This is a genomic window from Streptomyces sp. NBC_01314 (assembly GCF_041435215.1).
In the GTDB taxonomy this organism is placed as follows: Bacteria; Actinomycetota; Actinomycetes; order Streptomycetales; family Streptomycetaceae; genus Streptomyces.
The window spans coordinates 8016031-8039963 of sequence record NZ_CP108394.1 but is presented as its reverse complement, the minus strand read 5'-3'; the positions used below and the strand labels follow the sequence as shown (position 1 = coordinate 8039963).

At 71.9% G+C, this 23933-nt stretch carries 21 protein-coding genes and 1 pseudogene; 12 read left to right on the top strand and 10 right to left on the bottom strand.

Going from position 1 to position 23933, the window contains the following annotated elements:
• The first annotated feature begins 1 nt into the window (after position 1).
• Positions 2-649 (top strand): hypothetical protein, encoded by a 648-nt coding sequence (locus tag OG622_RS35405; RefSeq protein ID WP_371584323.1) that lies wholly within the window; start codon positions 2-4, stop codon positions 647-649.
• Here OG622_RS35405 and OG622_RS35400 read toward each other — a convergent pair.
• Positions 600-2072 carry an RNB domain-containing ribonuclease gene (locus OG622_RS35400; RefSeq protein ID WP_371580700.1) on the bottom strand — a complete coding sequence of 491 codons (1473 nt, stop codon included), beginning with the start codon at positions 2070-2072 and terminating at the stop codon, positions 600-602. The two genes, OG622_RS35405 and OG622_RS35400, sit on opposite strands and share 50 nt — an antisense overlap.
• A gap of 220 nt (positions 2073-2292) precedes the next feature.
• On the opposite strand from OG622_RS35400, the gene yaaA reads away from it, so the two are divergent.
• Both yaaA and eda read left to right on the top strand, forming a co-directional pair.
• On the top strand, positions 2293-3075 hold the full coding sequence (gene yaaA / locus OG622_RS35395; protein ID WP_371584322.1) for a peroxide stress protein YaaA: 783 nt from the start codon (positions 2293-2295) through the stop codon (positions 3073-3075).
• Between the two features lie 432 nt (positions 3076-3507).
• Positions 3508-4152, top strand: a complete 645-nt coding sequence (gene eda / locus OG622_RS35390; protein ID WP_371580699.1) for a bifunctional 4-hydroxy-2-oxoglutarate aldolase/2-dehydro-3-deoxy-phosphogluconate aldolase — start codon at positions 3508-3510, stop codon at positions 4150-4152.
• Positions 4153-4335: 183 nt separating this feature from the next.
• Here the strand turns inward: eda and OG622_RS35385 are convergent, their stop codons facing one another.
• From OG622_RS35385 to OG622_RS35375, 3 genes are all read right to left on the bottom strand, one after another.
• Entirely contained in the window at positions 4336-5607 is a 1272-nt protein-coding gene (locus tag OG622_RS35385) for a bifunctional RNase H/acid phosphatase (RefSeq protein ID WP_371580698.1), read from the bottom strand.
• A gap of 129 nt (positions 5608-5736) precedes the next feature.
• Positions 5737-6480 (bottom strand): zinc ribbon domain-containing protein, encoded by a 744-nt coding sequence (locus OG622_RS35380; protein WP_371584321.1) that lies wholly within the window; start codon positions 6478-6480, stop codon positions 5737-5739.
• Positions 6477-7421, bottom strand: a complete 945-nt coding sequence (locus tag OG622_RS35375) for a Nif3-like dinuclear metal center hexameric protein (RefSeq protein ID WP_371580697.1) — start codon at positions 7419-7421, stop codon at positions 6477-6479. Before OG622_RS35375 ends, OG622_RS35380 begins: the two co-directional genes overlap by 4 nt.
• Before the next feature lie 195 nt (positions 7422-7616).
• Between OG622_RS35375 and OG622_RS35370 the strand changes: the two genes are divergently transcribed.
• On the top strand, positions 7617-8975 hold the full coding sequence (locus tag OG622_RS35370) for a hypothetical protein (RefSeq protein ID WP_371580696.1): 1359 nt from the start codon (positions 7617-7619) through the stop codon (positions 8973-8975).
• Positions 8976-9106: 131 nt separating this feature from the next.
• Positions 9107-9271 carry a hypothetical protein gene (locus tag OG622_RS35365; RefSeq protein ID WP_371580695.1) on the top strand — a complete coding sequence of 55 codons (165 nt, stop codon included), beginning with the start codon at positions 9107-9109 and terminating at the stop codon, positions 9269-9271.
• Positions 9272-9550: 279 nt separating this feature from the next.
• Here OG622_RS35365 and OG622_RS35360 read toward each other — a convergent pair whose 3' ends face one another.
• From OG622_RS35360 to OG622_RS35340, 5 genes are all read right to left on the bottom strand, one after another.
• A complete protein-coding gene (locus OG622_RS35360) occupies positions 9551-10525 on the bottom strand; it encodes a 3-oxoacyl-ACP reductase (protein WP_371580694.1) in 975 nt (324 codons plus the stop codon).
• Positions 10526-10560: 35 nt separating this feature from the next.
• On the bottom strand, positions 10561-11637 hold the full coding sequence (locus OG622_RS35355; RefSeq protein ID WP_371580693.1) for a Zn-dependent alcohol dehydrogenase: 1077 nt from the start codon (positions 11635-11637) through the stop codon (positions 10561-10563).
• Between the two features lie 168 nt (positions 11638-11805).
• Positions 11806-12666 carry a MaoC/PaaZ C-terminal domain-containing protein gene (locus OG622_RS35350; protein WP_371580692.1) on the bottom strand — a complete coding sequence of 287 codons (861 nt, stop codon included), beginning with the start codon at positions 12664-12666 and terminating at the stop codon, positions 11806-11808.
• Between the two features lie 359 nt (positions 12667-13025).
• Positions 13026-14000, bottom strand: a complete 975-nt coding sequence (locus tag OG622_RS35345; RefSeq protein WP_371580691.1) for a hypothetical protein — start codon at positions 13998-14000, stop codon at positions 13026-13028.
• A complete protein-coding gene (locus OG622_RS35340; protein WP_371580690.1) occupies positions 13997-14545 on the bottom strand; it encodes a SigE family RNA polymerase sigma factor in 549 nt (182 codons plus the stop codon). The genes OG622_RS35345 and OG622_RS35340 overlap by 4 nt, the downstream gene beginning before the upstream one ends.
• 243 nt (positions 14546-14788) lie before the next feature.
• On the opposite strand from OG622_RS35340, the gene OG622_RS35335 reads away from it, so the two are divergent.
• The gene (locus OG622_RS35335) at positions 14789-16402 is read left to right on the top strand and encodes an MFS transporter (protein WP_371580689.1); all 1614 of its coding nucleotides are present in this window, start codon (positions 14789-14791) and stop codon (positions 16400-16402) included.
• A gap of 323 nt (positions 16403-16725) precedes the next feature.
• Positions 16726-17415, top strand: a complete 690-nt coding sequence (locus OG622_RS35330) for a class I SAM-dependent methyltransferase (RefSeq protein ID WP_371584320.1) — start codon at positions 16726-16728, stop codon at positions 17413-17415.
• Positions 17416-17475: 60 nt separating this feature from the next.
• On the opposite strand, the gene OG622_RS35325 is transcribed toward OG622_RS35330, so the two are convergent.
• Positions 17476-19611 carry a restriction endonuclease gene (locus tag OG622_RS35325; protein ID WP_371580688.1) on the bottom strand — a complete coding sequence of 712 codons (2136 nt, stop codon included), beginning with the start codon at positions 19609-19611 and terminating at the stop codon, positions 17476-17478.
• Positions 19612-20137: 526 nt separating this feature from the next.
• Between OG622_RS35325 and OG622_RS35320 the strand changes: the two genes are divergently transcribed.
• The 5 genes and pseudogenes from OG622_RS35320 to OG622_RS35300 all read left to right on the top strand — a co-directional run bounded on the left by OG622_RS35320 (position 20138) and on the right by OG622_RS35300 (position 23912).
• Positions 20138-21133, top strand: coding sequence for an N-acetylmuramoyl-L-alanine amidase (locus OG622_RS35320; protein ID WP_371580687.1), 996 nt, complete (start codon positions 20138-20140; stop codon positions 21131-21133).
• A 60-nt stretch (positions 21134-21193) separates the two neighbouring features.
• Positions 21194-21346: pseudogene (locus OG622_RS35315) on the top strand (N-acetylmuramoyl-L-alanine amidase); the annotation flags it as partial.
• Between the two features lie 169 nt (positions 21347-21515).
• Positions 21516-22376 (top strand): hypothetical protein, encoded by an 861-nt coding sequence (locus OG622_RS35310; RefSeq protein WP_371580686.1) that lies wholly within the window; start codon positions 21516-21518, stop codon positions 22374-22376.
• Positions 22377-22549: 173 nt separating this feature from the next.
• Positions 22550-23560: an LLM class F420-dependent oxidoreductase gene (locus OG622_RS35305; protein ID WP_371580685.1), complete on the top strand. Its 1011-nt coding sequence runs from the start codon at positions 22550-22552 to the stop codon at positions 23558-23560.
• 64 nt (positions 23561-23624) lie between these two features.
• Positions 23625-23912 carry a hypothetical protein gene (locus OG622_RS35300; RefSeq protein ID WP_257546057.1) on the top strand — a complete coding sequence of 96 codons (288 nt, stop codon included), beginning with the start codon at positions 23625-23627 and terminating at the stop codon, positions 23910-23912.
• Positions 23913-23933: the final 21 nt, after the last annotated feature.

Here is a 23933-nt window from a genome sequence, read left to right as displayed (position 1 = left end):
GATGGGGATGATGGGGAGTACCTACAGGATCGCCCACTCCCTGGTGCGTCATGAACTCCTGCTACTGGCCGGTCTGTTGCGCTGGGTGGCGCGGCGGCCGCATGGGGTCGGGAGCGGCGGGCGGGCGTTCGGGTACGCGCGCGGGCAGGGGGCCATGATGTTCGGGTTCGGCTTCGTGTGTGTCGTCGAGACCGTGACCATGGCCGTCCTGCTGCACGGCTTTCCACTCGTTCACCAGGTCTTCCTCGTCCTCGACCTCTACACGCTCCTCATCGTCGTCGGGCTCCACGCGGCCTCCGTGACGCGCCCCCACGTCCTCACCGGCACGACGCTGCGGCTGCGCCGCTTCGCCACCGTGGATCTGTGTGTGCCGCTCACCGTCGTGGCGTCGGTGCGACGTGAGTTGCGTACGACGCATGAGAAGCGGGACGGGGAACTCGACATGGAGGTCGGGTCACAGACCACCATCACTGTCGAACTCTCCCAACCCGTCGCGTACTTGACCTTCTTCGGCCGTCGCAGGGAAGTGCGCCTGGTGCGCTTCCACGCCGACCGGTCCGACCAACTTGTGGGGTGCGTGCGGGAGTTCATGGCGGAGGTCACGCCGGAACGAACCGTACCTTCGCCACTCCCGGTTCGGCCTGCGTGAGCCGTACCCGCAGCCGCTCCCCCAGCGGCAGCCGGCCGCCGGTGGTCTCCACCACGCGGCCGATGACCGCCGGGGACTCCAACTGCACGGTTCCAGCGCTGGGTTGGTCCTCCTCCACGTCCACCACACACCCCTCGAAGACTTCCCCCACCCGGTCCCTGAGCAGCGCCGCCTCGATGATGTCCACGCACTCGCGCTCCACGCGTCCGGCCAGCCGGGTTCCGGCGGTCATCTCGTCCGGGAGGGTGTCGAAGGCCGCCAGGACCCAGTCGGGGGTCACGGTGTCGGCTGCCGTCGCGAGGCAGATCTCCGAGGCGTAGCGGTCCACGAGACGGCGCAGTGGGGCTGTGCAGTGGGCGTAGGGGGCGGCGACCGCGGAGTGCGTGGTGATGTCGGGGAGGTGGCCGTCGCGGAAGGGCGTGTAGTGCGCGCCGCGGAGCAGGGTCGTGCACTCCAGGAGGAAGGCGGCGTGGCGGGGGTCGCGCGGGTCGAGGGAGCGGACGAGTTGTGCGTACGAGACGTGGTGCGGCCAGTCGATGCGGAGGGCTTTGGCCGTATGGCGAAGGCGGCCCACCGCGCCGTCCGGGGCGGCGGGGAGGGTGCGTAGTACGCCGGTGCCGTGGGCGAGCATCAGTTCGGCCGCGGCCATGCCGGTGAGGAGGGAGATCTGGGCGTTCCAGCCGTCGGCGGGGAGGGGGGCGCGGTAGGTCAACTCGTAGCTCTCGGTGCCATCGCCCGGGGCACCGTCCTCCGTGATCTCCTGCTCGGGGATGTTGAGGGAGATGCCGCCGCGGGCGACTTCCAGGCGCTCGCGCAGGTGCCCGATCTCCTTCAGGAGGCCGACAGGTTCCTCGGCGGTGCCCGCGTCGATCTGTTTCTGTACGCCGGCGTAGTCCAGCTTGGCGCGGCTGCGGACGAGGGCGCGGCGGACGTCGACGGTCTCGGTGCGGCCGTCCGCGTCGAGGTCCAGCGTCCACAGGACCGCCGGGCAGGTGTGGGCCGGGAGGAGGCTGGCGGCGCCCTCGGAGAGGCAGGCGGGGTGGAGGGGGACCTTGCCGTCGGGGAAGTAGAGGGTCGTCACCCGGCGGTGGGCCTCGACGTCGACTGCGCCGCCTGGTGTGACGAAGGCGGCGACGTCGGCGATGGCGTACCGGACGCGGTAGCCGCCGGCGCCCGTGCCCGGCCGTCGTGACAGGTGCATCGCCTGGTCGAGGTCGGTGGAGGTGGGCGGGTCGATGGTGAAGAGGGGGATGTCCGTGGCGTCGTACGACGGGAGGCGCGGTGACTTCGCGGCGTGCTCCGCCTCGACGAGGACCTGGAGGGGGAAGGCGTCGGGGACACCGAGGTCCCCGCGCAGCGCGCGCAGCGCCGCCCGCAGGGGTGCCTCTGCGGCGCCCTTGACGCGGAGATGGCGGCTGGGCATGGGTCGAGCGTAGGGCGGGACGCGCGGGACGGCACCCCGGCGGTCCCGCCCCCACCCGGCTTCCCTGCACCGTGCAGGGGTACACCCGTGCACCCCTGCACGACGGGCGCCCGGCGAAAGCCCGCCCCTCCGCGCCGCCCGGCCCTGGCAGGCGCCCGTCTCCCCACGTCGTACGCTTCTGCGGAGCCCCGAAACCCCCCGAGAACATGGAGTAGTGCCCGTGCTCGTCCTGCTGCCCCCCTCCGAAGGCAAGGCCCCCTCCGCGAGTGGCGCTCCGTTGAAGCTGGAGGGGCTGTCGCTGCCCGCGCTCACCGGGGCGCGGGAGGCGGTGATCGGTGAGCTGGTGGAGTTGTGTGCCGGGGACGAGGACAAGGCGCGTGAGGTGCTCGGGCTGAGTGAGGGGCTGCGCGGGGAGGTCGCCAAGAACGCGGAGCTGCTGACGGCGGGTACGCGGCCGGCCGGGCAGGTCTACACGGGGGTGTTGTACGACTCCCTCGACCTGGCCACCCTGGAGACCGCAGCCAAGCAGCGGGCGGCGCGTTCGCTGCTGGTCTTCTCCGGGCTGTGGGGCGCGGTCCGGGTGACGGACCGTATCCCCTCCTACCGTTGCTCGATGGGCGTCAAGCTGCCCGGCGTCGGCGCGCTCGGCACGCACTGGCGTACGCCGATGGCGTCGGCGCTCCCGGAGGCCGCCGGCGACGGACTCGTCCTCGACCTGCGGTCCTCGGCGTACGCGGCCGCGTGGAAGCCGAAGGGCGAGGTGGCCGGGCGGACCGCGACCGTACGGGTACTGCACGCACCCACCCGCAAGGTCGTCAGCCACTTCAACAAGGCGACCAAGGGCCGCATCGTACGAAGTCTGCTGTCGGCCGGGATCGCGCCCAAGGGCCCGGCGGAGCTGGTGGAGGCGCTGCGGGACCTCGGGTACGTGGTGGAGGTGGAGCCTCCGGCGAGGGCCGGGAAGGCATGGACGCTGGATGTGCTGGTGAACGAGGTCCACTGAGGGCGGGGGCCCAAGGCCGGAGCCGGCGGCCCGGGGTCGGAGCCCGGGGCCGGGGTCGGAGCCAGAGGCCGGAGCCCGCGGACGAGGACGATGCCGGAGCCCGGAGCCCGAGGCCGAGGTCGTAGCCCAAGGCCGGAGCCCGAGGCTCGGGCCGGGGCCAGGGGGCGGGGCCGGAGCCCGCGGCCCGGAGCCGGGGCCAGAACCATGGCCAGGGGGGCGGGGTTAGGGCCAGAGCCAGGGCCAGGGGGGCGGGGTTAGGGCCAGAGCCAGGGCCAGGTACGGGTGAAGCCAGGGCCAGAGCCAGAGCCGGGCCAGGGTCGGGTGGCGGGGCCGACCTCACCGGGTCCCCCACCTCCCCTTCACCCACCCCCCCACATTGCAGCATGCGCAACGTACGTTGTGCATGCTGCGGCTCGCGGGCAGGATGACGGCATGCCCTCATCGCCGCCCCCGTCGTCGCGCGTCTCCGTCCTCGGTCTGGCGGCCGTGCTGCCGGTGGTCGTCGTCGACGACCCGGTCGACGCGGTACCGCTCGCGCGGGCGCTGGTCGCGGGCGGGCTGCCGGCGATCGAGGTGACCCTGCGGACGCCGGGCGCGCTCGACGCCGTACGGGCGATCGCGGCGGAGGTTCCGGCGGTGGCGGTCGGGGTGGGCACGGTCATCACCCCGGCGCAGGTGGCGGAGGCCGTCGCGGCGGGCGGGCGCTTCCTGGTCAGCCCGGGGTGGACGGACGTACTGCTGGACGCGATGCGGGCGTCCGGGGTGCCGTTCCTGCCGGGGGTGTCGACCGCGTCGGAGGTCGTGACGCTGTTGGAGCGGGGGGTGCGGGAGATGAAGTTCTTCCCGGCGGAGGCGGCCGGCGGTACGGCGTATCTGAAGTCGCTCGCCGGGCCGCTGCCGCAGGCGCGCTTCTGCCCGACCGGCGGGATCGGGGCGGCCAACGCTCCGGAGTATCTGGCCCTGCCCAACGTCGGTTGCGTGGGCGGTACTTGGATGCTGCCGGCCGATGCCGTGGCCGCACGGGACTGGGGACGGATCGAGGGGCTGGCCCGGGAGACGGCGGCGCTCAAGCACTGAGCCGGCAGCGCTCAAGCACAGGAACGGGGAACCAACGGCGGCAGGCGGCCACCCCGTGGTGCGAGATCACGGGGCGGCCGCCCGCTGCCGTACGCGGAGGCGTCAGGCCACTTCGTCACCAGCGGCGCTCGCGACCTTCGCCCTCCACCGTTCAGCCGTTCAGCCGTTCAGCCGTTCAGCCGTTCAGCGCAGGTGTGACGTGTCGTTGAGGAGGCGGAGGGTGGCGTTGCCGTCCGCGTAATAGGCCAGGGCCGACAGTGACGCCGCCGAGAGTTCCATGCGGAACAGGGACTCCGTGGGCGCGCCGAGGGCCAGGCGTACGAGGGTCTTGATCGGCGTGACGTGGCTGACGAGCAGGACGGTACGGCCCCGGTGCGCCGCGACCAGTTCGTCGCGGGTGGCGGCGACGCGGTGGGCCACGGCCTCGAAGCTCTCGCCGCCGCCGGTGGGTTCGGCGTCCGGGGAGGCCAGCCAGGCGTTCATGTCGTCCGGGTACCGCTCCCGCACCTCGCCGAAGCTCAGCCCCTCCCACGCGCCGAAGTCCGTCTCCCGCAGCCCGTCCTCGACCGTCACCCCGAGCCCGAGCCGGGCCGCGACGATCCCCGCCGTCTCCCGGCAACGGGCCAACGGCGACGACACGACCTCCTGGATCGTCCCCCGGGCCACCAGCGCTGCAGCGACCCGCTCCGCCTGATACCGGCCGACGTCGGAGAGAGACGGGTCCGAACCCCCGCTCCCCGAGAACCGCTTCTGGGGGGTGAGGGCGGTCTCGCCGTGGCGCAGCAGCACGAAGGTGGCCGGCGTACCGAGATCGGGGGCGGCCGAGGCGACGTTCTTGGCGGCGCGCAGGTCGGCGGCGGTTGTGGACGCCCGGGCCTCCTTCGTACCTGCCGCAGTCGTCGCCCCCGCCAGCGCCGCACGAGCCTTCGCCGCACCCGCCGCCGCGTCCCCCGGGGGGCCCGACGGTTCGGGCGCGGCAGCCGCGGCGGCCCGCGTGGCACGGGTGTCCAGGTCCGCCGTGGAGGCGGACGGCGACCACTGCTCGCCCCGCTTCCCCGCGTCCATCGCCTCGTTGGCGAGGCGGTCGGCGTGCTTGTTCTGGTCTCGTGGCATCCACTCGTACGTCACGCGACCGGGCGGGAAGACGCGCGCGGCCTCGGCGGCCAGCGGCTTCATGCCGGGGTGTTTGATCTTCCAGCGGCCCGACAGCTGCTCGACGACGAGCTTGGAGTCCATGCGGACCCGGACGGAGGCCTCCGGGTCCAGCTCGTACGCCGCCTTCAGACCCGCGATGAGCCCGCGATACTCGGCGACGTTGTTCGTGGCGACCCCGATGTACTCGGCGGCCTCCACCAGCGTCTCGCCCGTCACCGCGTCGAGGACGACGGAACCGTAGCCCGCGGGCCCCGGGTTGCCCCGGGAACCGCCGTCGGCCTCGACGATGAACTCCCGCACGCCAGAAGCCCCTTACTCCCCTTGCCGCGCCTACTGCCCGCTACCGACTGCTACCGCAACCGCTACTGACTGCTACCGACACCTGCTACTGACTGCTACCTGCCTGCTGCTACCTGCCTGCCGCTGCCGCTAGAGGCCCGACTCGGACGTGCGGACCAGGATGCGACCGCAGTTCTCGCAGCGGGCGACCGTGTCGGCGGGGGCCTTGCGGATCTCGTTGAAGTCGGTGATCGACAGCTCCTGGCGGCAGCCCTGGCAGGTGCGCTGGTACAGCCTGGCCGCGCCGACGCCACCCTGCTGGTCGCGCAGTTTGTCGTAGAGCTTGAGGAGGTCCGCGGGGACCGCGGCCGAGATGACCTCGCGCTCCTTCGTCACCTTCGCCACCTCACCGTCGATCTCCTCGAAGGCGGCGTCCCGGCGCGCGGTCGCGTCGTCGACCTTCCCCTGGACGGCGCCGACCCGCTCGGTCAGCTCGGCGACCCGCTCCTGCGTGGACTCCCGGCGCTCCATGACCTCCAGGACGATGTCCTCCAGGTCGCCCTGCCGCTTGGCGAGGGAGACGATCTCGCGCTGGAGGTTCTCCAGGTCCTTCGGGGAGGAGACGGCACCCGAGTCCAGGCGCTGCTGGTCGCGGACGGCGCGCTGGCGCACCTGGTCCACGTCCTGCTCGGCCTTGGTCTGCTCGCGGGCGGTGTCGCTCTCCTCGGTCTGCGCGGCCACGAGCAGGTCGCGCAGCTGGATGTGGTCCTTCGTCAGCGACTCGATCTCGGCGTGCTCGGGCAGCGACCTCCGCCTGTGCGCGAGCTGCTGCAGGCGTACGTCCAAACCCTGGACGTCGAGGAGGCGGATCTGGTCGGCGGGCGCGGCGTTCAGTTGGGGGCTCCCAGTGGGTCAGAAGAAGAAGGGGTGCGCGAAGCGCTCGTTGGAAGGGCGGTGGCGGGCGACGGGTGGGAGGACGCCGCGTGGGCGGTCCAGGGGTCGGTGACCGTCTTGGAGACGTGGACGCGCAGGTCCCATCCCTCCCGGTCGGAGATCTCGTCGAGCTGGGCGGCGGCCAGCTCGCACCAGGGCCATTCGGTGGCCCAGTGTGCCGCGTCGAGCAACGCGAGAGGTGTGTGGGTGCCCGCGTGGGTGCCTTCCGTTGCGCGGGCGACAGCCGCCATGAACTCCGCGGCCGGGTGGTGGCGCAGGTCCGCGGTGAGGAAGGCGTCGACACCGGCCGCGCGCACGTCGTCGAAGAGGCTGTCGCCGGAGCCGCCGCTGACGGCGACCGTGCGGACGAGCGCCTCGGGGTCTCCGGCGATCCGAATGCCCTGCGCGGTGGCGGGCAGTCGTTCGGCGGCCCGCGCGGCCAGCTCCCGAACGGTCAGCGGGTGGTCCAGCTCGCAGACCCGGCCGAGACCGCGCCGCCCGGTGGGGTCGGCGGGGTCCGGTACGAGGGGGCGTACGACCCTGAGGTCCAGCGCGCCGGCGAGGGCGTCGCTGACCCCGGGGTCGGCGGTGTCGGCGTTGGTGTGGGCGACGTGCAGGGCGATGTCGTTCTTGATGAGGGTGTGCACGACGCGGCCCTTGAAGGTGGAGGCCGCCACCGTCGTCGTACCGCGCAGATAGAGCGGGTGGTGGGTGACCAGCAGGTCGGCGCCCAGCTTCACCGCTTCCTCGACGATCTCCCGCACCGGGTCGACGGCGAACAGGACCCGCGTGACCTCCTGGTCCGGATCGCCGCAGACCGTGCCGACCGCGTCCCACCCCTCGGCCCTCTCGGGCGGCCAGAGGGCGTCGAGCGCGGCGATGACTTCAGACAGACGGGGCACGCAGCAAAGGCTACCTGCACTGCTCCCGTCCCAGACCGGCCGCGGGTCACTTGACCATCCGCCCTCTGGCCAGCACATCCATCGCCGTTCCCTCAGACGAATCGAGGGACATGCACCCTTATGTGTGAAGGGGGTGCGGGTTGTCCCACGTCTGTGTGGACGAAAACTAGCTTCGTCGCCGGAGGTGATCGAACGATGACGGCCTGTACACCACCACCCTCACCCGCGACGGGCCACGGGAACGAGACGGGACGGGAGAACGAAGCGAAGAGACCCGGCGCGGAAAGCGGCGGGAACGACACCAAGGGCGGCGGCGAAGGCGGGAGCGAGGAGCCCCCGTCGCCCGGGTGTGTGATCACCGCCGACGGGACGTACGCGGCGCGCCTCGCGCTCGACGGCGAGTCCTGGTTCCCCGAGCGCTGGACCCTGGACGGCCCCGAGCCGTACGCCGTACCCCTGCCCGGCCACCAGCCGGAGGAGCCCGGCACGGAAGTGCTCCCCCTGACCGACGGCCGGGTCCTCATCCACCGGCTGGCCGCCGACCGGCACCTGTTCTCGCTCCTCTACCCGACCGGTCCCGGCACCGGCGAACTCCCGCTCGGCGCCGTGGAATGCGCCGATCCGGCGGCCGAGTTGCGGCTGCTGCCGCCCGCGCCGTGCGGGGAGCGGGCGTACGCCCTCGCCCTGGGCCGGAGCGCCACGACGGTGTGGCTGGTGGCGGGCGGGGCGTTCGGGCCGGAGTTGCTGGCGCAGGTGCCGGGGCGGTGTTCGGGCGGGATCTGGCTGGACGGGACGGGCCGGCTGCTCGCTCTGGACCAGGAATGGGGCGGCCGGACGAAGTCGGTGGTGGTCGATCTGGAGCAGGGCGGCGCGATCTCACCGCTGCTGCAGATCGCGGACGGCAGCAACGACCGGGTACTGCTCGCCGACCCCGACAGCGGGCTGCTCCTGATCCGTTCGGACGCGCCCTCCCCCGGTCACGACCGGCTCGGCTGGGGCGTGTTGGGCAGTACGCTCCCGGTCCGTTTCCCGGAGTGTCTGCGGGTTCCCGACGGCCACCGCATCACCCCGTTCGCCATCCAGCCGGGCCAGATCCTGACCCCCGAGAGCTGCGCGGTCGCGCTGCGTCTGGACGGCCCCAGGGGCAGCTGGGTCGGCGTCTGGCGCCCGGCGGCACGACGGATCTCCCATCTGCCCGCTCCTGAGGGCTGGTTGGCGGGGGCCGGGCTGTGGAGCCGGGAGGGGGTGCTGCAACTGCCGTACACGGCGGGGGCGGTGCGGTGCGGAGTGGCTCGGGTGGAGGTGACCTGGGAACCGGAGGAGCCAGAGGAGTCGCAGGAAGCACAGGAGGCACAGGGGGCCCACGAGTCGCAGGAGGCACACCGGGAGGGTGCGGCGTCGGGTGCGGAGCCGTCCGGACCGGGATTTACCGGACCGGGATCCGGCGCGGGGGCGACCGGTGCGGAGCCGTCCGCGCCTGTTGTCGCTCGGCCCGTGCCCTTGCAGCAGGCTCCGCTGGAGGGGCGAGTGCCCGAGGAGGTGACCGTCGGGTGAACGTGATGTGCGGGCTGCGGGCGAAGTGGGCGCGGCGCGGGCGACACGCCCTCGGGCGCCTTCGAGGCGCACGGGGTGCCCCGTTAAAATCATCCGCCGGAAAGAAGATCATTCGACGGGGAACACTTCCAATGAGCGACGTGCACACAGTCCATCCGCCCACGGTCAACCCACACGAGGCGGACGGCCACGGCAAACACCGGGGCCAGATCTCGGCCCAAGAAGCCGAGAAGACGAACCCTCGCGGGCGCCACCGCAAGCCCGCCGAACACACGGAGTCGACGACGTCCGCCTGAACGGCGACAGAGTCCCCTCCGGTCGCCTCCGGTCACCTCTGGAGAAACGTCAATTCGACGCCAGAACCGACCACCGCGGCATCCGGCCCCGCTCGTCGTCGACGGGCGGGGCCGTCCCGTTCCGGATACGGCCCCGTAAGGGGGCGGGCGCGGCGCGGGGAACCGCGACCGGCCCACCACCAGCCGCACTCGCCGATCCACCTGACGTGACAGACGCGTCCGCGGCTCGTTCGTGGCTGGTCGCGCAGTTCCCGCGCCCCTTGCGGGTCCGGGTCCCGCCTATACCTCCGCTGCCCCCCGACCATGCCGCAGCCCCAGCACCTCCGCCGCCGCGAACGTCTCCCCCGCCGGCCGGTCGACGTAGTGCGGCGTGAGCAGGCCGTCCAGTTCGTCGTACGTGAACGCGTCCTGCTTGGTGTCGAACTTGGCCCGCACACGCGGCCGTTCGACGATCGCGACCATGCCGCCGTGGACGACGAAGAGCTGGCCGTTGATCTGTGCGGCGGCGGGTGAGGCCAGGTAGCCGACGAGGGGGGCGACATGCTCGGGGGCGAGTGGGTCGAGGCCGGCGCTGTCGCCGTCGGGCGCCCCCGGCAGGCCCGCGAAGACGTCCTCGGTCATCCGGGTGCGGGCGCGCGGGCAGATGACGTTCGCGGTGACGCCGTACTTGGCGAGCGCGAGCGCCGTGGAGGTGGTCAGTCCGACGATTCCGCCCTTCGCGGCGGCGTAGTTGGGCTGCCCGGCGGAGCCGGCGAGGAAGGCCTCGGAGGAGGTGTTCACGACGCGCCCGTAGACCAGGCCCCCGCCCTCGCCCGACTTCGCCCGCGCACGCCAGTGGGCGGAGGCGAACCGGATCGTGTTGAAGTGCCCCTTGAGGTGCACCCGCACGACCGAGTCCCACTCGTCCTCGGACATGGAGAAGACCATGCGGTCGCGCAGGATGCCCGCGTTGTTGACGAGGATGTCCAGCTTGCCGAACCGGTCGACCGCCAACGTCACCAGTTCCCGGGCCTGTTCGTGGTCGGACACATCACCGATGTGCGCCACCGCGTGGCCGCCCGCCGCTCGGATCGACGCCGCGACCTCCTCGGCGGGCCCGGTGGACACCTCACCGGAACCGTCCCGACCCGGCCGGCCGTAGTCGTTGACCACCACGGCCGCGCCCAGCCGGGCCAGCTCCAACGCCTCGGCCCGGCCGAGCCCGCGCCCCGCGCCGGTGACGATCGCGGACAGTCCTTCGAGCGGCAGTGCCATTCCCGAACCCCTCTCCTCTCGCCCCCGGGCGGTGGTCAGATCTCGATGCAGGTCCGGAGCGCCACCCCGGTCCGCATCTGGTCCAGTGCCTCGTTGATGTCGGCGAGGGGCACCCGGTGGGTGATCAGGCCCGCGAGGTCGATACGGCCGGCCCGCCAGAGGGCGATGGCCCGCTCGTAGGAGCGCAGGACGTCTCCGCCCCCGTACATGGAGGGCAGGATCCGCTTCTCGTCGAAGAACAGCTCGAACATGCTGAGCTGGAGGAAGTCGTCCAGCGCGCCCGCGCCGACCACGACGAGCGTGCCGCCGCGCCGGGTGGCCTCGTACGCGGTGCGGGCGGTGGTCGAGCGGCCGACGACCTCGAAGACGTAGTCGAAGCCCTCGCCGGCCGTGACCGACTGCTTGGCGTCGGCCAGCTCCTCCGGCGGGATCGCCTTGGTGGCACCGAATTTGAGGGCCGCCTCGCGCCGCGAGGCCACCGGGTCGACGGCGACGATCTCGGCGGCGCCCTTGAGCCGGGCGCCCTGGATCGCCGAGATGCCGACGCCTCCGCAGCCGATGACCGCGACCGACGAACCGGCCTCCACATCGGCGGTGTTGAGGGCCGCGCCGAGCCCGGTGGTGACGCCGCAGCCGATGAGGGCGGCGATGTCGAAGGGCACGTCGTCCGGTATCGGCACGGCGCAGCCGGCGTCGACGACGACCTCCTCGGCGAAGGTACCGGTGCCCGCGAAGCCGAAGACGTCCCCGGCGGGACGCCTGAAGTTGGGCGTACCGGCGTTGAGGAATCCGGCGAGGCAGAGCTGCGTCTGACCGCGCTTGCAGGCGGGACAGATGCCGCAGGCCGGGAGCCAGCACACGACGACCCGGTCACCGGGCTTCACGTGGCTCACGCCTTCCCCGACCTCGACTATCTCGCCGGCCCCCTCGTGCCCCGGTACGAACGGTCCGGGCTGCGGCAGCACCCCGGCCATCGCGGACAGGTCCGAGTGGCACAGCCCCGTGGCCCGCACCCGGATCCTCACCCGTCCCGGCCCGAAGCCCACCGCCTCGACGTCGTCGAGCACGTCGAGCTTGTCCTGGCCGATCTCGTGCAGTACGGCTGCGCGCATGGTGCGGCTCCCCTCAGGAGTACCTGACCTACGGTTGTGCTGAGCTGCTCTTTCGTCGGCTCGTTCGGTGACTTGTACGTCGGCGCGTTCGGTGGCTCGTGCGGTGGTTCGCTCGGCGGCTCGTGCGGTGGCCCGTGTGGCGGTTCGTCCGACGGTCCGTACGTCCGCTCATTCGTGCTCGACGAGGGTGTCCGCCAGTACCGGCGCGTCGTCCCGCTCGACGGCGGTGACCGCCACCCGCACCGACCGGTCGTCCGGCCGCCACATCCGGATGCGGAGGGTCTCGCCGGGGAAGACGACGCCCGCGAAGCGCGTCCCGTACGAGCGGACACGGCCGACGTCCCCGCCGAGCACCGTGTCCACCACGGCCTTCAGCGTCATCCCGTAGGTGCACAGCCCGTGCAGGATCGGACGGTCGAACCCGGCCCGTCCGGCGAACTCCGGGTCGGCGTGCAACGGGTTCCAGTCACCGGAGAGGCGGTAGAGCAGCGCCTGGTCCTCGCGGACGGCCCGCTCGACCTCCTTGTCGGGCGCGGTCGTCGGCGGTTCCTGCCGGGCGGACGGCCCGCGCTCACCGCCCCAGCCGCCCTCTCCCCGTACGAAGATCTGCGCCTCGTTCGCCCACAACGGGCCCTCGGCGTCGGTGACTTCGGTCCGCATGACCAGGACGGCCGCCTTGCCCTTGTCGTACACGGCCGCCACCCGCGAGGTCGCGGTCGCCCGCCCCTCGACCGGGATCGGCCGGTGGAGCTCGACGCGCTGACCGCCGTGCAGGACCTTGGCGAGGTCGACGTCGACGCCAGGTGCGTTCAGGCCGCCGATCACATCCGGTGATCCCGCGCCCGCGACGGTCGCGAAGCTCGGCAGGACGTGCAGCCGGGACTCCAGCGTGTAGCGCAGTTCGTCGGGGTCGGTCGCGGGGATGCCGGCGCCGATACCGAGGTGGTAGAGCAGGACGTCCTTACGACTCCACGCGATCTCGGCGGAACGGGGCTCGGCCGCGAGCGCCTTGGCTGCGTCGATGGGCATGGGGCTCCTGTGTGCGATGCGTGGCGGAAGGCGAAAGAGGGAAGGCGGGTGACGGGTGGGGGGTGGCTTGCGCTGAGAAACCTCGGTACGACCGTCCGCACCAGCGGTCGCACCGAGGTCGTCACGGCCGACCCGGAACCCGCCCACCTAGAACGCGTTCCAGTCCGGCGACCCTCTGTATAGCCGAGCCACGTGCACTTGTGAAGGCTCCTGACAGTACGTCAGATACGGGTCGCTCCGCCGACCGGGCAGGGCAGGGTGACAGGGGCGGCACAGACCTTCCGCGCCCGGTCGTCCGGTCAGCCCCGCCCGCCACCACGTCACTCTCGCTTCCTCACGCCGTCACTTCACCACTTCGTTCACCTCGTCACCTCCGCCGACCGGTACCCCACCCCCTCCGGCGCCAGCGCCACGAACCAGCTCGCCTGGGCGCCCTCCACCTCGACGATGCGGGGATTGCTCAGGTCCGCCCGGGGGTCATCGCCCCGGTCGCGCTTGACGTCGACGAAGGTGTTGTCGGACCAGGTGACACGCACTACCTGAGCGGTGGGGGCGACCTGGCCGATGACAAGGCGCTCGGGGGCATCGTCCTCATCCCGGTCGCCGGTGCCGAAGGGTGTCGCGTAGACCTCCAGGTCCGTGCCCGAGAGGGCGTCCGCCTCGCCGTCGATCATCGCGCCCGTCTGCTCACCGCCCATGCTCAGGTGCACGAAGTGCCAGCTCTTGCCCACGAGGTCGGCGGCGCCGTCCACACCCCCCGGCGAGTCCCCGAACAGAGCCATCGCGGCGAGCTGATCGTCGGCCGTCGCCTTGTCCTTCGGCGCGTCCCAGACGTCGATCGTCATTCGCCAGGCCGTGCCCTTGTCCTCCCCCTGGGCCAGGGTGGTCCGCGACGGCTCGTACGTGACCCGGGCGTCGGGCGTCACCCGGTCCGTCGGCACCGGGGCCGACGCCGCCGGGACCACCCGTCCCCGGTCCCCGTCCGTCACCGTGGCCAGGGCCAGCGTCCCCGTGGTGCCCGCGATCACCACGGCCGCGGCAGCCGCGACGGCCCAGCGGCGGGCCTTGCGGCGCCGGCCGCCCCGTACGACCGCCTGGTACGGGGCTATACCGACCTCTACGCCGTCGGCCGCGTCCGCCAGCAGGAGGGCGATGTCTCTCTCCACCGGGGTGCTGTGCGTGAGGTCGTGGCGCGTGAGGTCGCCGTACGCGCTGTCGCCGTATGCGCTGTCGCCGTGCTTCATCTGCTGGTTCGCCTTCCCGTCCACGCCACCCACACCGTCCGTGCGGTTCGGACCGTTCATGTCGTCGGCCGTGTCGTCCGCGTCCCTCATTTCCGGCCCCCCTGTGTCACCATCTCGGCCAGTCCCGGTATGGCGCGGAGCTTCGCGATCCCCTTCGCCGCGTTGCTCTTCACCGCGCCCACGGAACAGCCCATCGCCTCCGCCGTCCGGCTCTCGCTCAGGTCCTCCCAGTACCGCAGGACCACGGCTTCGCGCTGGCGCGGCGGCAGTTGGGCCAGGGCTTTCAGCAGGGCGCTGCGGTCGTCGGCCTGGGCGATGCGGTCACCACTGTCGGGCCGCTCGGGCACGAGGTCCGAGTCGCTCCGGGGCGCCAGGAACTCCTTGAGGCGTCTACGGTGCTTGCGCGCGTGGGCGTTGATCATCACGCGCCGTACATATGTGTCCGGGTCGTCCGTCGAACCGACTCGGCGCCAGGCCACGTACACCTGCTCCAGCGTCGTCTGCACCAGGTCCTCCGCAGCGTGCCGCTGCCCCGTGAGGAGAAACGCCGTACGCATCAACCGTGGCCAGCGGCCGACGAGGAAGCTCTGGAACTCCTCGTCCCGAGCAGCCCTCGCCTGCTTCCGATCCCCCATGAGCACCTCCTAGATGCTTCTAACAGTCCATGAGGGCGCGGATCCGTTGCCTCCTCTCGCAAGAAGATTTCAGGCCCCCCTGACGGCCCACCCGGAGGCCTCGTCCCGCCCTCCGGCCCTGACGTGCCGTCACTTCCTCACGAGCGGGTCAAGTTTTCGTTAGTCGCTCGAAACAACGGAATAGTTGCCCAGGGCACGAGGTTTAGACGGCAGCTACCTTGACCCGGCCAGGAGGCCCGCACCATGACGCAACCGCACACGCCGCCGCCGATCGACCGGCCCACCACAGGAGCCGCAGGGGCCACACGTGCCTCCGGAGCGATCGTCCCGGTGCTGGCCTTCGCGGGAATCGTCGTCGCGGTGATGCAGACCCTTCTGGTCCCGGTGATCAAGGACCTCCCGCAGCTGCTGGACACTTCTCCCAGCAACGCGACCTGGGTACTGACCTCCACCCTGCTGTCCGGTGCCGTGGCCACCCCGATCATGGGCCGCCTCGGCGATCTCTACGGCAAGCGCCGCATGCTGCTCGTCAGCCTGTCCGTCATGGTGGTCGGCGCGCTGATCAGCGGTTTCACCAGCGCACTCCTCCCGATGATCGTCGGCCGTACCCTCCAGGGCTTCTCCATGGGCGCGATCCCGCTGGGCATCGGCCTGATGCGCGACGAACTGCCCCGCGAACGTCTCGGCTCCGCCATGGCCCTGATGAGCTCGTCCATAGGCGTCGGCGGTGGACTCGCGCTGCCGCTCGCCGCCGCGGTCGCCCAGAACACCGACTGGCACGTCCTCTTCTTCGGTGCCGCCGGCCTCGGTGTCCTCTCCATCGTGCTGACCCTCGTCGCCGTACCGGAGACGAAGGCGCGCGCGCAGGGCACCTTCGACTATCTCGGCGCGCTCGGCCTCTCCGCGGGCCTCATCCTCTTCCTCCTGCCGATCACCAAGGGCAGCGACTGGGGCTGGACCTCCGCGACCACGCTCGGCCTGTTCGCCGCGTCGGCCCTCGTTCTGCTCCTCTGGGGTGTCCTGGAGCTGCGTATCCCCGCGCCGCTGGTGGACCTGCGCACCACCGCCCGCCGCGAGGTCCTCCTCACCAACCTCGCCTCGATCATGGTCGGCGTCTCCTTCTACGTCGTCTCCCTCGTCCTGCCGCAGCTCCTCCAACTGCCGTCCTCCACCGGCTACGGTCTCGGGCAGTCCATGATCGTCGCGGGTCTGTGCGTGGCGCCGCTCGGCCTGACGATGATGTTCACCGCGCCGGTCTACGCCCGGATCTCCGCCAAGTACGGCCCCAAGAGCACCCTCATCCTGGGCCTGCTGATCATCGCGGTCGGCTACGGCGCCGGGCTCGGCCTGATGAGCGCAGCCTGGCAGACCGTGGTCGTGTCGGTGGTCCTGGGCGCGGGTATCGGCCTCGCGTACTCCTCGCTCCCGGCGCTGATCATCGGCGCCGTCGACCCGTCCGAGACGGGCGCGGCCACCGGACTCAACACCCTCATGCGCTCCATCGGTACGTCCTTGTCGAGCGCCGTCATCGGCATGGTGCTGGCCAACACCGCGAACCATGTCGGCGGTGTCGCGATCCCGACCATGCACGGCTTCCGCGTCTCCTTCCTCATCGCCGCGGCCGCGGTCGCCGTGGGCCTCCTCTTCGCCGTCCTCCTCCCGAGCCGCCGCCCCGCGCAGGGTCTGACGCTCCGCGCGAGCAGCGAGGACGGGGCCGATGGGACCAGGGGGATCGAGGGGATCGAGAGGACCAAGGGGATCGACAAGGCCGGTGAGACCGACGGCCTCGACGCGGCCGAAGGGGGCCACGCGACCGACGCGGCCTCCAGGGAGGACAGGGCAGCGGTCACCCGCTAGGCCGAGCGCACGGCGTGACGCCCGCCCGCTCGCTCGCTCGCTCGCCGAGAGTGGCACCTGCCCTCGACCCCTATCCGCAGGTCCGGTGGGGGCTGGTCGCGCAGTTCCCCGCGCCCCTGAAAAGCAGGGGCTGCGCCCCGTGCTTTCCGGCGCGCGGGCCGTACCTTTCAGGCCCGCAGGGGCCTGGTCTTTAGGGGCGCGGGGAACTGCGCGGCCAGCCCCCACCCACCCGCACCCGCCATCCGACCGAATCCCCGAACCCTCCCGCCGATCACCGCATGGCAGCATGGGGCGCCAGCGCGTACGACGACACGGAGGACCCCATGTCCGCGGCCCCCAACCCCAACCCGAACCTGGTCACGCCCACTCCCGCACCCAAGGCGGAGATTCTCGGTGCCTTCGAGTCGGCCAAGGGGTTCATGCCGGTGGGTGAGGGGCTGGCGCTGTACGCGGCGGCGGTGGAGGCCGGGCGGCTGGGGCTGCCGTTGCTGGAGGTGGGGACGTACTGCGGGCGGTCGACGATCCTGCTGGCCGACGCTGCCCGTGAGGCGGGGGTCACGGCGATCACGGTCGACCATCACCGGGGCAGCGAGGAGCAGCAGCCGGGCTGGGACTACCACGACGAGTCCACCGTCGACCCCGAGGTGGGTCGTATGGACACGCTCCCCACCTTCCGCCGTACCCTCCACCGGGCGGGTCTGGAGGACCACGTCGTCGCGGTCGTCGGCCGTTCCCCGCAGATCGCCGCCTTCTGGGGCACCCCTCTCGGCCTCGTCTTCGTCGACGGCGGCCACACCGACGAGCACGCCACCGCCGACTACGAGGGCTGGGCGCCCCATGTCGCCCCGGGCGGCCTCCTCATCATCCACGACGTCTTCCCGGACCCCGAGGACGAGTTCACCGGGCAGGCCCCGTACCGCGTCTACCTCCGTGCCCTCGCCTCCGGCGCCTTCACGGAGGTGTCGGCGACGGACTCCCTGCGGGTGCTGCGGCGCACCGGGACGGGAATCTGACCCGCACCACCCCGATACCCGAGCGGTCCCGCATACCTGGAGCTGCGCCACCTGCGCCACCTACGCCACCTCTATGCCGTGGTCCTGGACCAGTTCCTCCAGGCCGCCCCGGTACCCCTTGCCGCCGACGACGAAGTCCCAGTCGCCGTTGGCGCGGCGGCGGAAGGAGCCGAGGGTGAGGGCCGTCTCGTCGGCGCGGCCGTCGGAGACGTCCAGGCGGCCCTGTTCGGCTCGGGAGGGGTCCAGGAGGCGGATGCCGGCGTCGGTGAAGCCGGAGAGGTCGGCGTCGGGGTTCACGGCCGGGTCGATCGCCGCCACGAGGACGAGGCGGTCGGCCTCCGCCGGCAGTCCGTCGAAGGAGACCTGGATCGCGGCCTTGTCGGGTGCGGTCGGCGGGACGGCGCGGACCGTGCCGTCGGGGGTGCGGAGGTTGTTGTAGAACACGAAGTGGTCGTCGCTGAGGACCCGGTCGCCGCGGCAGACGAGCGCGCAGACGTCCAGGGCGACACCGCCGGTCCAGTACATGCCGAGCACGCTGTGGTCGTCCGTGGCCGGGTCCGCCACGGACGAGGCGTCCGCCGAGGTCCACTGGGCGGGCAGCACCACGGTGGGGTCGGTCGAGGACACGGGAGCTGGAGCGGCAGCGGGGCGCTCGCCCGTCCCCAGGCGCCCCCGGAGACCGTGCCGGTGGAGCAGGTCGACGAGTTCGCGGCCCGAGACCAGCTCCAGCGGCTTGCCGTTGGCGAAGGTGTGGGAGCCCGGTCCGAACTTGGACGTCGTCACCAGGACGCCCTTGTTGGCGCCGGCGTCCTGGACCGTGCCGTAGAGGTCACGGACGGCCGTCGGCGGGACGGTGTTGCGGTAGCGCTTGACCTGCACGACGATCTTGCCGCCGCGGATCGGGGCCGGGTCCAGGGCGTCGACGTCCACCCCGCCGTCGCCCGAGCGCTGGGTCGTGACGGCCTGCATGCCCATGGCCCGGAAGAGTTCGGCGACCAGTGACTCGAAGGCCAGGGGGTCCATCTCCAGCAGGTCGGGCTCGTCCTCGCCGCCGTGGGTGACGACGCCGTTGCCCACGTCGTCGGGCCTGCGCCCGGGGCGGACGGGGGTGCGCTGGTCCGGCCGGGCGGACAGCTGGCCCCGGAGCCCGTCCGTCAGGCAGTCCACGGCGCTCACCTGTTCCAGGTGCAGGCCGGCGAAGACCGACCGGGGCACCGAGACGGTCGTCAGGAAGATCTGGGCGCGGCAGCCGGTCGCCGGATCGTGGTCGTCCACGAAGCCGTTCAGGACCACCGATTCCAGCGCGCCGAACTCGTCGGCGGAGAAGAGGTCGTGGAGCACCAGGAGGGTGCACTGTGCGAGGACGTCCCGGTAGAGGGCCCGCCGCTGGGTGACCGGGCGCGGGCGCTCCTTGTCCTGGTCGACGCTCGGCATGTAGACGACGGTCTTCGCCTCGGGGACGGTGTCGTACCTGGGCAGCTCCCAGTCCAGGACCAGTTGCCGTGCCGCCGAGTCGTAGGCGGCCGAGACGCCCCGGGGGAAGCCGTCGGGCCAGGCGGGCGAGGCGTAGAGGGCGGCGGAGAAGTAGTCGACGGCGGCTTCCGGGTCGCCGTCGCGCAGTGCCGTCGCCATCTGCGCGAGCCCGGCGTTGTGCCGCCGGATCTCCGCCCGCTGCCCCTCCGCCCACTGCTCGTACTGGCGTTGGTACTGGGCCAGTTGACTCTGCCGCTGTGCATCGGCGGCCTGCGCCGCGTGCCAGTCGTGCTCGAACCGGGCGCGCGCCTCGGCCTCTGCCGCCGCCCGCCGCTGCGCGGTCCAACCACCCTGCGCCTGGTAGTGGTTGGGGTCCGGCATGGGCACCGGCCGGGCGAGCGGACCCGGCGAGAACGGCTCCAGCCGCTCGGTGCGGGTGAGGGACGCGGCCCTGAACGCCGGGGCCCGGCAGCCTGCGGCCAACAGCCCTTCCAGGGCCTGGACCTGCGCGTCCAGTTCCTCCGTACGCCGCCGCGCCTCCGCCTCGCGCTGCTGCCGGTACGCCGCCTGCTGCTCCCGCTGGCTGCGCGCCACCTCCCGCTGATACGCGCGCTGTTGGCGCTCGTACTCACGCTGCTGCCGGGCCTGCTCCTCCGACTGACGCTGCTGCTGGCGTTGTGCCTCGGCCCAGATCCCGGCCAACCCGTTGGAGCGACGACTCATGCGCTAACGGCCCTCCCACCGGAGCTCACCGACCGCGCGACGAAGCCCCGCCCCCACAACCAGACGTAACCGGACGACTTTATCCCGCGACAGCCCCTACGCCTACCGCTGGTCAGCGCCCTGCCCGCCGACCTCGCACCCCTCGCCCCCCGGCGGCCGTCGTCCGCCTGCCCGTGTACCGGACGGGCAGGCGGACGACGGCCGCCAGACGACGATCACGGGGGCGACGGCCGGTCGATCGGTCGGTCGGCTCGATGGGAGAACGGGCGGGGCGGGGATGCCTTCGTATGCCGTTGCCGTATGCGCGAGCCGCGGCGACGACGGGCCTTCAGGGGGCTCTCCCGGAGCAGGGGGCTGGTGGCGGGCCGACGAGCGGAGCCCGGGGCGAGGCTCCGAGCGGGAACGCGGGTGGGGACGCAGCCGGGACACGGGCGAGGACGGCCACACGCCTCCGGAGCGTGGCATCAGCTGCCACGCGGAGCGGGGGCGGCTGTCCGTCCGGGGCCCGACCCGTAAGGTGGCAGGCGTGTCGTACGTAGGCCCGGACTTCGATCCGCCCCAGCCCCGCCGTTCCGCGCTTCGCCGTCCGATGACCGTGGCGGTGGCCGCGGTCGTGGTGGGGGCGGTGGCCGGATGGGGGGTCTGGCAGGCCGTCGGGGACTCCGGGGGCGGGGACGGTGGGTCGGGCGGCGTGGCGGGCCCGCAGACCCGGTCGGCGACCACTCCGCCGACCTCCCCCGACCCGTCCGGCGGGCCGACCGCCTCCGACGACGGCAAGGACGCGAAGGACGGTGCGGACGGCGAGAAGGCGAGCCCCTCCGGTTCCTCCTCCGCGCCCGCCGCCACCGGCCCCCTCAAGGGCAAGGTCGTCGTCATCGACCCGGGTCACAACCCCGGCAACTTCCAGCACACGACCGAGATCAACCGCAAGGTGAACATCGGGACGAACGCGAAGGAATGCGACACCACGGGGACGACGACCAACGACGGCTACACGGAAGCCAAGTTCACGCTGGACGTCTCCCGGCGGCTGCGGACGCTCCTCGAACAGGAGGGCGCCACGGTGAAGTTCACACAGGACGGCGGTCGGGCCTGGGGTCCGTGCATCGACGAGCGGGCACGGATCGGCAACGAGGCGAAGGCGGACGCGGTGGTGTCGATCCACGCGGACGGCTCCGGCGCCGGCAACCGCGGCTTCCATGTGATCCTGCCGGGTTCGGTGAACGAGGGCGCCGCCGACACCCGGCCCATCGTCGCCCCCTCCCGCGACCTCGGCGAGCGCATCACCGGCTTCTTCGTCCGCGCCACCGGCAGCGCCCCCTCCAACTACGTCGGCGACGGCACCGGCATGGTCACCCGCACCGACCTCGGCGGCCTCAACCTCTCCACCGTCCCGAAGGTGTTCATCGAGTGCGGCAACATGCGTGACAGCAAGGACGCGGCCCAGCTCACCAGCGGAGCCTGGCGCCAGAAAGCGGCCCAGGGAATCTCCGACGGCATCGCGAGCTTCCTCGAAAATTGAACAACTCTCCCCTTCGCGGAACTCAGGCCGCTAACCCGAAGTACCACGGAATGAAGTGCGGGCGGTCTCAATCTGTCAACGGTTCCCGCCGTGTTCGTCGTGCGCGCCACGAAGCGCGATATCCATGACCAGGCACCGTTGACCAGCGGTGCCTGGCGGCAGAAAGCGGCGCGGGGGAACTCTGAGGAAATCGTGAGTTTTCTGCGAGGGTAGCGGGCGGGTCGTGATCATCGAGATGATCACGGCGGACACCCAAGTCGGTCGGACGATATGGTCGTCCTTACGATGAGGGGCCACCCCCGCGCATCCCACCACGGCCTGACGGCGACATGGTGACGGCGACGCCTCCACCGATGACGAGACGACTGACGAAGGACCTGAAGTGAATATCCGCTCCCTCACCAGAGGCGACGGCGTCGTGATCGGAGCAGCGGTATTGCTGTTCATCGCGTCGTTCCTCGACACGTTCGACGGCTCCGGCGACGACATCCCCAATGCCTGGGACAACCTCGGCTTGGTGATGAGCATGTACGTCGGCGGCATCATCGGTGCGGTGCTGATCGTCCTCGCCCGTGCGCTGCCGCAGCCGCCCAAGGTCGTCGGTCTCGACCTGGGACAGCTCGGGGTGGCTCTGACGATCTTCGCCGCCTGGACCTCGTTCTGGTCGATCATCGACCCGTTCGGAGCGATGGAGGACCTCTTCGGCAGCTTCGGCGGCTCCGAGCCCGACTCCGGCGCCGGCCTCATCCTCGGCCTGATCGCCGCCCTGCTCCTGGCCGCCGCGGCCGTCGCCACCCCCCTCGTCCCCGCCCTCAAGGCCGCCCTGGTCGGCGCCCCGCGTCCGGCCGCCCCGCTGCCGTACGGCGCCCAGCCGCCCGGTGGTTACGGCTACCCGGGTGCCGGTGCGCCGGCGCCCTTCGGTGCGGGTCAGCCGCAGCCCGGTCAGCCGGGACCCGGTCAGCCGGGTCCGGGTCAGCCGGGTCCGGGCGCGCCGTTCGGTGGCGCTCCGCAGCAGCAGGCGGCGGCCCCGCAGCCGCCGGCCGGTGACTTCTCGCCGTTCTGGTTCGCGGTGCCGGTGGCCCGTCCACTGTTCGCCGAGGACGGTTCGCAGTCGGCCATCGCCGAACTGGCGCCGGGCACCTGGTACCTGGCGGTCGAGCAGCGCGGCCCCAACCTGGTGGCCCAGACTCAGGACGGCCGCCGTGGCGTCCTGCAGGACACCAGCGGCATCCAGCGCGGCTGATCACCTCTCCGCACGGAGCCGCACGAAGTCATACGAAGCCATAAGAAGTCATAAGAAGCGGTACAGATCCACACAGAGCTCTACGACCGGCCCCTCGCTCTTCCGAGCGGGGGGCCGTTGTCGTACAGTCGCCTCCCGCCCGAACAGCTGACACACCGTCAGGAGGCAGGCGTATGCGGCTCGGTCTGGCACTCGGTTACTGGGGGCGCGGCCCCTCCGCGGACCACGTCCCGCTCGCCCAGGAGGCGGAGCGGCTCGGCTACGACTCGGTGTGGACCGCCGAGTCCTGGGGCTCGGACGCCTTCACGCCGCTCACCTGGATCGCCGCGCACACCTCAAGGATCAAGCTGGGCACGGCCGTTGCGCAGATGGCCGCCCGGTCGCCCACCACGACCGCGATGCACGCGCTGACCCTGGACCACCTCTCCGGCGGGCGCGCCCTCCTCGGGCTCGGGCTCTCCGGGCCGCAGGTCGTCGAGGGCTGGTACGGACGCCCGTTCCCGAGGTCCCCGCTGACCGCGACCCGGGAGTACGTCGACGTCGTACGCCAAGTCCTCAGGCGTGAGGCCCCCGTCGAGCTGCCGGGGCGCTTCCACCCCCTCCCGTACGACGGCCCGGACGGCACCGGCATCGGCAGGGCGCTGAAGTCCATCACCCACCCCCTCCGCGCGGATCTGCCCGTCCTGCTCGGCGCCGAAGGGCCGAAGAACATCGCGCAGACGGCCCGGATCGCGGACGGCTGGCTGCCGTTGTACTGGTCGCCGACGCGGACCGACGTCTACGAGGCGTCGCTGACCGAGGTGCCCGACGACTTCCTCATCGCGCCCATGGCACGGGCGAAGGTCTGCGACGACGTCACCGAGGGGCTGCTGCCCGTCAAGGCCATGCTGGGCTTCTACATCGGCGGGATGGGGCACGCCAAGCGCAACTTCCACGCCGATCTCATGGCCCGCATGGGGTACGCGGAAGAGGCCCGGCACATCCAGCGGCTCTTTCTCGACGGGCGGCGCGAGGAGGCCGTACTCGCCGTGCCGGACGCCTTCGCCGACGAGATCTCGCTGGTCGGGCCGCGCGAACGGATCGCGGAGCGGCTGGAGTTGTGGCGGAAGGGGCCGGTGACGGACCTGCTGGTGCTCGCCCCTGATCCGCACACGTTGCGGGTACTGGCGGAGCTCAACTCCTAGTCCGGCGAGGGCCGTCGACGGACGGCCGAGGTTTCATCGGGGGCAAAAGGGCAACCCGTCCGGCATGTCTCGATACAGCGGCTCCAACCAGGCCGGCCGGGTCATAGCCATCGTCGCCGACATCATGGCCTTCATCCTCGGCCTGTGGATCCTGATGTACCTGTTGGATGCGAACGGCACGAACGACTTCGTGCAGTTCATCCATGACGCGGCCCGCTGGCTCGCCGGCTGGTCGCACGACCTGTTCACCTTCGACGAGCAGTGGGCGCGGGTGGTGGCCGGCTATGGCCTGGCGGCCGTGGTCTACCTGTTCGTGGGGCATGCGATCGCCAACCGGATGCACCGCCATTGAGCGGATGCACCGCCGTTGAGG